The sequence below is a fragment of the Brevundimonas sp. UBA7838 genome (assembly GCF_002500885.1).
Taxonomy (GTDB): domain Bacteria; phylum Pseudomonadota; class Alphaproteobacteria; order Caulobacterales; family Caulobacteraceae; genus Brevundimonas; species Brevundimonas vesicularis_C.
In genome coordinates this window covers 1-9,604 of sequence record NZ_DLTK01000062.1, presented here as the reverse complement: position 1 = coordinate 9,604, position 9,604 = coordinate 1, and the positions used below count along the sequence as shown (strand labels likewise).

General features: G+C 67.2%; 7 protein-coding genes. 2 read left to right on the top strand and 5 right to left on the bottom strand.

The window, feature by feature from the left end; translation table 11 throughout:
* Nucleotides 1-226: 226 nt before the first annotated feature.
* Nucleotides 227-1,033 carry a class I SAM-dependent methyltransferase gene (locus B3T77_RS04675; RefSeq protein WP_292077697.1) on the bottom strand — a complete coding sequence of 269 codons (807 nt, stop codon included), beginning with the start codon at nt 1,031-1,033 and terminating at the stop codon, nt 227-229.
* A 271-nt stretch (nt 1,034-1,304) separates the two neighbouring features.
* Between B3T77_RS04675 and B3T77_RS04670 the strand changes: the two genes are divergently transcribed.
* A complete protein-coding gene (locus tag B3T77_RS04670; RefSeq protein WP_292077695.1) occupies nt 1,305-1,784 on the top strand; it encodes an Hsp20 family protein in 480 nt (159 codons plus the stop codon).
* A 49-nt stretch (nt 1,785-1,833) separates the two neighbouring features.
* Here the strand turns inward: B3T77_RS04670 and B3T77_RS04665 are convergent, their stop codons facing one another.
* Nucleotides 1,834-2,310 (bottom strand): RNA pyrophosphohydrolase, encoded by a 477-nt coding sequence (locus B3T77_RS04665; RefSeq protein WP_292077693.1) that lies wholly within the window; start codon nt 2,308-2,310, stop codon nt 1,834-1,836.
* A complete protein-coding gene (locus tag B3T77_RS04660; protein WP_292077702.1) occupies nt 2,310-3,500 on the bottom strand; it encodes a divergent polysaccharide deacetylase family protein in 1,191 nt (396 codons plus the stop codon). Before B3T77_RS04660 ends, B3T77_RS04665 begins: the two co-directional genes overlap by 1 nt.
* A 202-nt stretch (nt 3,501-3,702) precedes the next feature.
* Between B3T77_RS04660 and ppc the strand changes: the two genes are divergently transcribed.
* Nucleotides 3,703-6,402, top strand: a complete 2,700-nt coding sequence (ppc, locus tag B3T77_RS04655; RefSeq protein WP_312185315.1) for a phosphoenolpyruvate carboxylase — start codon at nt 3,703-3,705, stop codon at nt 6,400-6,402.
* Here the strand turns inward: ppc and B3T77_RS04650 are convergent, their stop codons facing one another.
* Entirely contained in the window at nt 6,403-7,368 is a 966-nt protein-coding gene (locus B3T77_RS04650; RefSeq protein ID WP_292077691.1) for a magnesium and cobalt transport protein CorA, read from the bottom strand. It lies immediately after the preceding gene.
* Between the two features lie 138 nt (nt 7,369-7,506).
* The coding region (locus tag B3T77_RS04645) for a M3 family metallopeptidase (RefSeq protein WP_292077689.1) at nt 7,507-9,604 on the bottom strand (2,098 nt) is incomplete at its 5' end.

The window sequence follows — 9,604 nt, the reverse complement described above, 5'->3', positions numbered from 1 at the left end:
GGCGCGGCGGGCGCCTTGGCGGCCTCGTCCTTGCGCCCGCAAGCCGCCACGCCGGTCAGCCCCAGCGCCGCAGCGCCGCTCAGCAGAAACCGACGCGACAATCCGCTCGCGCTCGCCAGACGATCAGCCATTCAAAACCTCCGCAGGACGCCGGGACCCGCGTCCGACGCACCCTGATGTCTTGGGCTTAATCGGGTTCGCAGGTCCGGTCAAAACGCAAGACGGCCTATTCGGGCTTGCGGAAACGCAGGGTCATCCGATCGCTCTCGCCGATGGCGTCGAAGGCGGCGCGTTCCTCGGGCGTCAGGGTGCGGCCGGACGGATCGTTGCGCGCGGCCGACTGGCGGATCGGCGGCAGGGTCCAGACGCCGAACGGATGATCGTGATCGTCCTTGGGATTGGCGTTGAGCTCGCTGCGCGCCTCCAGCACGAAGCCGGCGTTGCGCGCCTCATGGATCACATAGCTTTCGGGCACATAGCCGGTGGAGGCGACGTCTGCGACATTCAGACCCTCCTCACTGCGATGCTGCTCGACGGCCAGCACGCCGCCGGGCTTCAAGGCCTTGAAGAAGGCCTGCAGATACGGCTGGGTCCGGCCGTCGCGCGACCAGTTGTGGAAGGCGCGGGCCACCAGGATGAAGTCGGCGGTTCCGTCCGCCACGCCCATGCTTTCCAGCGGGCGATTGACCGGCACATAACGCCCGCCGGTCGCCGCCGCATAGGGCTCCAGAATGTGCCGCCACCAGCTAGCGCCGCCCGGCTCGATCTCCACCACCGTCATGCCCGGCGTCAGACCCCAGAAGGTCAGAGATTCATACGGATGACGATAGACGTCGCGCGCCCGGTCGGCGGCGGGCCGGGTCTCGGCCGCGATGGCGGTCTGCAAGGCCGTGTCGTCGGAGAAGGTCGGCATGGCGCTAGACAGGGCCGAACGCGGCGGCGTCCACGCGCCCTGGGTCTGGGGCGACTGTTGGGCCAGGGCGGGGGCGGCGGACAGCAGGACGGCGGCGAGGCCGTAGACGGCAAGGCGCATGATCGAGGGCTCCAGGTTCAGGTCGTTCTCCATAGGCAGGCGGGCCGCCCGCGCAAATGAACTTCGCGAGACACAGGCGGATTTGACGCAAGCAAAATCGTGCAGGCGGCGCCCTTGACGCCGTTTCGCCGGTTCCCATCTTTGCTTCCGAGGACGCCGATTTCGGGTTCTCCAGACTGACGGCGCCGGTTTCGGGTCGTCGATCTGATCTCCCACCGTCCGGGCCAAAACGCCGGGCGGCTCAACCTTGCTGATCCTCAGGAGGATGCTGATGCGTACCTATGATTTCACCCCGCTGTACCGTTCGGCCGTCGGCTTCGACCGTCTGGCCAATCTGCTGGAAAGCGCCTCGCGCGCGACCAGCCAGGACACGGGTTATCCCCCCTACAACATCGAGACCACGGGCGAGAACGCCTATCGCATCGAGATCGCCGTCGCCGGCTTCAGCCCCGACGAGCTGAACATCGAGGTGAAGGAAAACCTGCTCACCGTGACCGGCCGCAAGACCGCCAACGACGATACCGCCACGCAGAAGACCTATCTGCATCGCGGCCTGGCCGAGCGCGATTTCGAGCGCCGCTTCCAGCTGGCCGACTATGTCGTCGTCAACGACGCCAATCTGCTCAACGGTCTGCTCTCGATCTCGCTAAAGCGCGAACTGCCCGAGGCGCTGAAGCCCCGCCGTATCGAAATCGGCGCCGGCCAGCCGCTGATCGAAGGCCAGGCCGAGAAGAAGGCTGAAGCGGCCTAAGCCGTTTCAAGGCGAACTATGAAAGGGCGGCGTTCGCGCCGCCCTTTTTCTATGCCGCCAGGTGCGAGAAGGCGGCGACGACCTGTTCATAGGCCGGCCGTTTGAACGGCACGATCAGGTCGCAGGCGTCCGACAGCGGCCCCCAACGCCAGGCGTCGAACTCGACTTCATCGTCGGCCGCCAGATCGATCTCGGCCTCGTCGCCGGTGAAGCGGAAGGCGAACCACTGCTGCTTCTGACCCTTGAAACCGGGCCAGGCCTTGGCGTTGTTCATGGCTTCGGGCGGGAAGTCGTACAGGATCCAGTCGTCCGTCCGCGCCAGCAGTTCGATCGAGGTGACGCCGGTCTCCTCATGCAGTTCGCGGCGGGCGGCGGCTTCCAGATCCTCGCCCGCATCGACGCCGCCCTGCGGGAACTGCCAGTTATGCGGACCGGGCGTGGCGTGGCGCTGGCCGTACCAGACCAGGCCGTCGCGGTTGAACAGCACGACCCCGACATTGGGCCGATAGGCGTCGAGATCGGACACTAGCGCCCCGGCCGCATCGACATGGACGAGGCCGGCGCCAGTTGCAGGCCGCGCTGTTCCAGACCGGCGGTCCAGCGGGCGGCGGCCTCGACCGTCACCGGATAGCTGAAGCCGGCCCCCAGGGCCGAACCGCGCAGCTTGGCCTGGGCTTCGAGGCCGTTCAGGGCGGCGACGATGGCGGCGGGCGACTGCGTCCGGTCGATGACGCGGTCCGCGCTGGCCCGCGCCCAGGCGCCCGGTCGACGCTGGAACGAGCCGTCGTCCAGGAAGGCGACGCCGCGCTGGCGCAGGACGCTCAGGAAGGCGTTCATGCCCGTGTCCGAGCCGGCGAACCGGTCGCCCAGATAGTTGGTCACGCCGAAATAGCCGGTGGCGCGGCTCAGCAGCCAGTCCATCTTGGCGGTCACGTCGTCGGCGCCGCCGTCGGCCAGCAGCGTATAGGGGCCGGGGTCGTTGTCGGGATAGCCGGTCGGCTCCATCGGCATTTCCAGCATGACCTCATGGCCCTGGGCGCGCGCCTGGTCGATCCAGCCCTGCAGATTGTCGGCATAGGGCACGAAGCTGAGCGTGACCTCCGGCGGCAACCGTTCGATGGCCGCGCGGGTGGTGACGGCGTTCAGGCCCAGCCCGCCGACGATCAGCGACACGCGCGGCTTACCGTTCGGTCGGAACGGGCGAGCATAGGCCTGGGCTGGCACGCGGCCGTCGGGCGCAATCATCGGCAGGGGACCGTTGGATCCGGGTTGCGACAGGCCGGCGATGGGGGCCTTGGCCAACGGAGAGGCGGCGTGGACCGGCGCCGTGATGGGCGCGCCCTGACCCGAGACGCTGCCGCCGTCCGGCAGGGTGATGACGGCGTCGCCGCCTGCGGCCGGATCGGCGCCGCCCGCCAGATTTTGATACAGCCCCATCGCGCCCATGGAGAAGGCTTCGAAGCCCGTCGGCGCCGGCGCTTGCGCTGCGGCCGCCTCGCGTTCCAGCGCGACATGGGCCGAGGGTGTTCCCGCCTTGGGATCACCCAGCACCGTCAGGAACAGGGCGCTGGTGCTGAGCAGCAGCAAGCCTGCCAGACCCGCCGCGACCGGCGGCTTCTTCAGGGCGTCGACGACAGGTTTCAGGCTCGGGCCGTCCTTGGCGCGCGGGGCGGTCCCGGCGGTGGCGGCGAGTGCGGATTGGCGTTTGGCGAACATGGGCAAGAGTGGAACCGATCTGGAATCCTACGCCCGCATCATCGGGCGCCGTCGGTTAAGAAACCCTAACGGGCGGTTCACCATGATCGACGCGGTGATTTCTGGGAGCGGCTGTCACGGATCGTGCGTTGACGCGGGCGACTTCGCCCTTCCAGATGCCCATCTCCCCGCGCCGACCCCAAGCCGTCCTAGGATATTTCAGATGATGAGCCCCGCCGCCGACGACGCCCTGCGTGACGAAGTTCGACTGCTGGGCGGCATTCTGGGCGACATCATCCGCGACGAGGGCGGTCAGGCCCTGTTCGACCATGTCGAGGCGGTGCGACAGGCCTCGATCGCCTATCACCGCGACCCGGCCTCGCACCCTGCGCAGCGTCTTGAGAAACTGCTGACCGCCATGTCGGTGGATCAGGCGGCCGGTCTGGCGCACGGCTTTGCCTTGTTCTCGCTGCTGGCCAATATCGCCGAGGACCGCTCGACCCGTCGTCGCGCCCAGAGCCAGGCCGTGGCCGGCGCCCGTCCCGACACGCCGGAAGGCGCGCTGAAGCGTCTGGCCGATCAAGGCGTGGACCGCGAGGCCGTGCGCGCCCTGCTGGATCAGTCGCTGATCTCGCCCGTCCTGACCGCCCACCCGTCCGAGGTCCGGCGCAAGAGCGTCATCGACCGCATCGCCGCCATCACCGACCTGCTGGACACCTGCGACAAGGCCGGCGACGCCTGCACCCTGGAGGCCATCGCCGAACCGCTGCGCCGCCAGATCGTCATCCTGTGGGCCACGCGGCTGGTCCGCACCCAAGGCCTCGTGGTGCAGGACGAGATCGACACCGTGGTCTCCTTCCTGGACCGCATCTTCCTGCACGTCGCGCCCAAACAGTTGTCGGCCTGGCGGCGGTTGCTGGAGACGCCTGACCTCAAGCCCTTCATGCGCGTCGGCACCTGGGTCGGCGGCGACCGCGACGGCAATCCCAACGTGGACGCCACGGTCATGGCCGCCGCCTTCCGTAGCCAGGCGCGGGCCGTGCTGACCTTCTATCTGGACGAGGTGCACGCCCTGGGCGCCGAACTCAGCCTCGCGGCCGAACTGGCCCAGGTGTCGCCCGAGCTTCAGGCCCTGGCCGACGCCGCCCACGATCCCTCGCCCCACCGCGCGGACGAGCCGTATCGCCGCGCCTTGACCGGCGTCTATGCCCGCCTGGCCGCCACGCACGAGAAGCTGGGCGATGCCCCCCCGCCCCGTCGCCCGGCGGTCCAGGCCGAACCCTATCCCGGCCCCGACGCCTTCGAGGCCGACCTGAAGACGCTTCACGACAGCCTGGTGTCGCACCACGGCGGCGTCTTCGCCGACGACCGGCTCAGCGATCTGATCACGGCGGTCGAGGTGTTCGGCTTCCACATGGCGACCCTGGACATGCGCCAGAACGCCGACGTCCATGAACGCGTCGTCGCCGACCTGCTGAAGGTCGCAGGCGTCGAACTCGACTATCTGGCGCTGGACGAGGAAGGGCGACTGAAAGTCCTCGCCGCTGAACTGGCATCGTGGCGCCTGCTGTTCAGCCCCTATGCCGACTATGAGCCGGAAACGCTGAAGGAGCGCGCCATCCTTCAGGCGGCGGCGACCGCGCTCGCCGCCTTCGGTGCCCAGGCGATCCGTACCCATATCGTGTCCAAGACGGATGCGGCCTCGGACCTGCTGGAGGTCTATCTGCTGCTCAAGGAGGTCGGTCTCTACCGGCCCGAAGACCCCGCCGCCTGCCCGATACAGGCCGCGCCCTTGTTCGAGACCATCGAAGACCTTCGCGCCGCGCGCCCCACCTTGGAGCGGCTGCTTCAGGAGCCGTCCGCCCTCGCCGTCGCCAAGGCGCGCGGGGTGCAGGAGGTGATGATCGGCTATTCGGATTCGAATAAGGACGGCTCCTATCTGACCTCGGGCTGGGAGCTGCACGAGGCTTCGCGCGCCCTGGTCGAGGTGACGCAGAAGCACGGGCTGAAGCTGCAACTGTTCCACGGGCGCGGCGGCACGGTCGGACGCGGCGGCGGCTCGTCCTTCGCCGGCGTCCTGGCCCAGCCTGAGGGCACGGTCCAGGGCCGCATCCGCACCACCGAACAGGGCGAGGTCATCGCCAACAAATACGGCGAGCCGGAGATCGCCCTGCGTAATCTGGACGCCCTGACCTGCGGCGCCATGCTCGCCTCGCTGGGCAAGGGGACGGATCACGCATTCACCGCCGAACACGGCGCGACCCTGTCGGACCTGTCGGCGCGTTCGATGGGCGCCTATCGCAAGCTGGTCTATGAGACCGACGGCTTCGTCGACTACTACCGCGCCGCCACCCCCATCGCCGAGATCGCCGATCTGAAGATCGGCTCGCGCCCGTCGTCGCGCACCGCCTCGACGCGGATCGAGGATCTGCGGGCCATTCCCTGGGTGTTCAGTTGGTCGCAGAGCCGGGTCATGCTGCCCGGCTGGTTCGGCTTCGGCTCGGCGGTTCAGGGCAAGGACATGGGCGAGCTGAAGGCGATGGCCGAGGCCTGGCCCTTCTTCAAGACCTTGGTTCAGAACATGGAGATGGTCATGGCCAAGTCCGACATGACCATCGCCCGCCGCTATGCGACCCTGGTCCCCGACGCCTCCCTGGCCTCGCGAATCTATGGTGAAATCCGCGAGGAGTGGCAGCGCACCCACGACGCCATCCTGGCCATCACCGGCCATGACGCCCTGCTGGGCGGTCAGCCCGAGCTGGACCGGCTGATCCGGCTGCGTATGCCCTATGTCGAGCCGCTGAACCACGTCCAGATCGAACTGATCCGCCGCCGCCGCGCAGGCGACGACGACCCCCGCGTCCGCGAGGGCATCCTTCTGGCCATCAACGGCGTGGCGGCAGGCTTGCGAAACAGCGGCTGACTACAGCCACTTCGTTCGCTTGAAGGTCACATACAGCGCCGCGCAGATGGCTGCGATCACGCCCAGGACCGCATAATATCCGTATTCCCAGCGCAGCTCGGGCATGTGTTCGAAGTTCATACCGTAGATGCCGGCGATGGCCGTCGGCACGGCCAAAATGGCGGCCCAGGCGGCCAGCTTGCGCGTGATCAGGCCCTGACGTTGCTGCTCCAGCAGATTGGCGACTTCGAAGACCGACGACAGGATGTCGTTCAAGCCCCCCAGCCGGCTGTTCACCCGCCGCACGTGGTCGCCGACGTCGCGGAAATAGGGCCGAACGTCCGGATCGATACAGGGCAGGTCCAGAGACTGGAGCCGTCCCAGCACCTCTTCCATCGGCCCCAGGATGCGCCGAAACTTCAGCAGCTCGCGGCGAAGGGTGAAGAGCCGGCGGATTTCCAGGCGTGACAGAAAAGCGTCCAGCGTCCTCTGCTCCAACTCCAGAACGCTGTCCTCGACATCGTCGACGATGGGGGCATAGGCGTCGACGATGAAATCCAGAATGCCGTGCAGGACGAAGTCGGGACCCTTCTTGAGCTGCAAGGGCGAGGCTTCCAGCTGTGTGCGCAAATGGTTGTGGGCGCGGGCCGAGCCGTGACGGATGCTAACCACATGGTCGTCACCGACGAACACATGCGTTTCGCCATAGGCCAGCCGGTCATCGATCTTCATGGCCGTGCGCGCCACTACGAACAGTTCGCGGCCATAGACCTCGACCTTGGGCATCTGGTGCGCCGCCAGGGCGTCCTCGACCGCCAGCGGATGCAGCTTGAACCGTTCCACCAGGACGTCGATCTCGGCGTCCGTCGGATCGTACAGCCCCACCCAGACGAACTCGCCCGGCTCCAGCGCCAACCCCTCGGGCGTCAGCGGCGCCTCTCGCACGCGCTGGCCGTCACGATAGACGTAGGAGGCGACGACGGTCATGCGGGGTTCCGGGATCTGCGCGGGTCTCGACCTGCTCTAGGCCAGGTTTCAGCCAAACGAAACGGCCGGCGGATCGCTCCGCCGGCCGTCAGGTTCACGAATGCGCTCAAGCAGCGCGAAGCGCGCTAGCGCCCTTGATCAGGAGACCGGGAAGCCCCGGACCTTCAGCAGGGCCGCCACGTCCGGGTCGCGACCGCGGAAGGCGCGATAGGCTTCGGCGCGATCGGTGGTGTTGCCGGGCGCCAGCATGATCGACTTGAAGCGGCCGGCGATGTCCGGATTGAACACGTCGCCCGACTCTTCGAAATAGGCCCAGGTGTCGGCGTCCATCGTCTCGGACCACAGATAGCTGTAGTAGCCCGCCGAATAGGCGTCCGACGTGAACAGGTGATTGAACTGCGGCAGACGGTGCCGCATCACGATCTCCTTGGGCATGCCGATCCGCGCCAGGCTGGCCTTTTCGAACGCGTCGATATCGGTCGGCGGTACGGCCTGGGTGTGCAGGTCCATGTCCACGATCGCCGAGGACAGATAACTGACCGTCGCATAGCCCTGGTTGAAGGTGGCGGCGGCCTCGATCTTGTTGACCAGTTCGGCCGGCATGGCCGCGCCCGTCTGATAATGCTTCAGATAGCCGTCCAGAATCGGGCGGCTCAGCACCCAGTGCTCGTGCACCTGCGATGGATATTCGACGAAGTCGCGCGGCGTATTGCCGTACGACGGATAGGTCACCACAGACGACAGATAATGCAGGGCGTGGCCGAACTCGTGGAACAGCGTCTCGGCGTCATCCAGCGAGATCAGCACGGGCTCGCCCGGCTCCGGCTTGGTGAAGTTGTTGTTGTTCGAGGCCAGAATGACCTTGGAGCCATCCAGCTGCGAGAAGGACCGATAGGTGGTCATCCAGGCGCCCGAACGCTTGCCAGGACGGGCGTAATCGTCGGTGTAATACAGACCGATCAGGCGGCCGTCCCGGCTCTTGTCATAGACCTCATAGGCCTCGACGTCGGACTCGAAGGTCGGCACCGATCCCTTGGGCAGCTTCTTGAACTGGAAGCCGTACAGGCGCTCGGCCATGGCGAAGGAGCCGGCGCGGACCGCGTTCAGCTCGAAGTAGGGCTTCAGCTGGTTCTGATCCAGATCGTACTTGGCCTTGCGCACCTTCTCGGCGAAGTAGAGGTAGTCCCACGGCTCGATGTCGAAGCCGGCGATCGCCTTCATGTCGGCGACTTCCTCGGCGACGCGGGCCTTGGCCGGCGCCCAGACGCGATCCATCAGGGCCTGAGCATTGGCCGGGGTCTTGGCCATCGTGTCCTGCATGCGCAGTTCGGCGTGGTTGCGATAGCCCAAGAGCTTGGCGCGCTGGTCGCGCAGCTTCACGATCTCGGCGATGGTCGAGTTAGTGTCGTTGGCGTCGCCGTTGTCGCCGCGATTGACGAACTTCTTCCAGACCTGCTCGCGCAGGGCCCGGTCGTCGGCGAAGGTCAGGAAGGGATCGACCGCCGAACGCGTGTTCAGGATCGCCCAGCCTTGCAGATTGCGGCTGCGCGCGGCGCTGGCGGCGGCGGCCTTGTTGGAGTCCGGCAGGCCTCGCACGCCGGACTCGTTGGGGATCAGCGTCCAGGAATTCTCATCGGCGACGACCTTCTGGCCGAAGCGGGTGAAGGCGTTGGACAGGGCGGTGTTGATCCGGCCTAGTTCGGCCTTGCCGGCCGCGTCCAGATTGGCGCCCGAACGGATGAAGGCGTCGCGGCGACGCTCGGCCAGACGCTTCTGCTGAGCGCTGAGGCCCGCCGCGTCCGCGGTGTCGGCGACGGTCTTGACCCGTTGGAACAGCTTCTCGTTGAAGGTGATCTCGTCCGAAGCAGCCGACAGCAGCGGCGACAGCTCGGTGTCGACCGCGTCGTAGGCTTCGCCGCCGATGTTGGAGGTCATCACGCCATAGACGTTGGACGCCCGGTCCAGCGGCTCGCCGGCCAGCTCCAGCGCCGCCATGGTGTTGGCGAACGTTGGGGCCTCGGGGTTGTTGGCGATGGCGGCGATGTCGGCGCGCTGCAGTTCGATGCCTTCCAGCATGGCTTCGCGCAGCTTGGCCGGCGTGACCTTGTCGAAGGGCGGAACGCCATCATACTTCCCGGTCCAGGCCTGCAGCAGCTCGGCGCGCGGCGTCTGGCTGGGCAGGACGGCGCGGGCGATGCGCGCTTCCTCGGCGACGCTGGCGGCGGACGGCGCCGCA

Bases quoted from the DNA above. Each gene is read 5' to 3' on its own strand.
- B3T77_RS04650 (WP_292077691.1), bottom strand. From the start codon at position 7,368: ATGACCGTCGTCGCCTCCTACGTCTATCGTGACGGCCAGCGCGTGCGA.
- ppc (WP_312185315.1), top strand. From the start codon at position 3,703: ATGATGAGCCCCGCCGCCGACGACGCCCTGCGTGACGAAGTTCGACTG.
- B3T77_RS04675 (WP_292077697.1), bottom strand. From the start codon at position 1,033: ATGCGCCTTGCCGTCTACGGCCTCGCCGCCGTCCTGCTGTCCGCCGCC.
- B3T77_RS04660 (WP_292077702.1), bottom strand. From the start codon at position 3,500: ATGTTCGCCAAACGCCAATCCGCACTCGCCGCCACCGCCGGGACCGCC.
- B3T77_RS04670 (WP_292077695.1), top strand. From the start codon at position 1,305: ATGCGTACCTATGATTTCACCCCGCTGTACCGTTCGGCCGTCGGCTTC.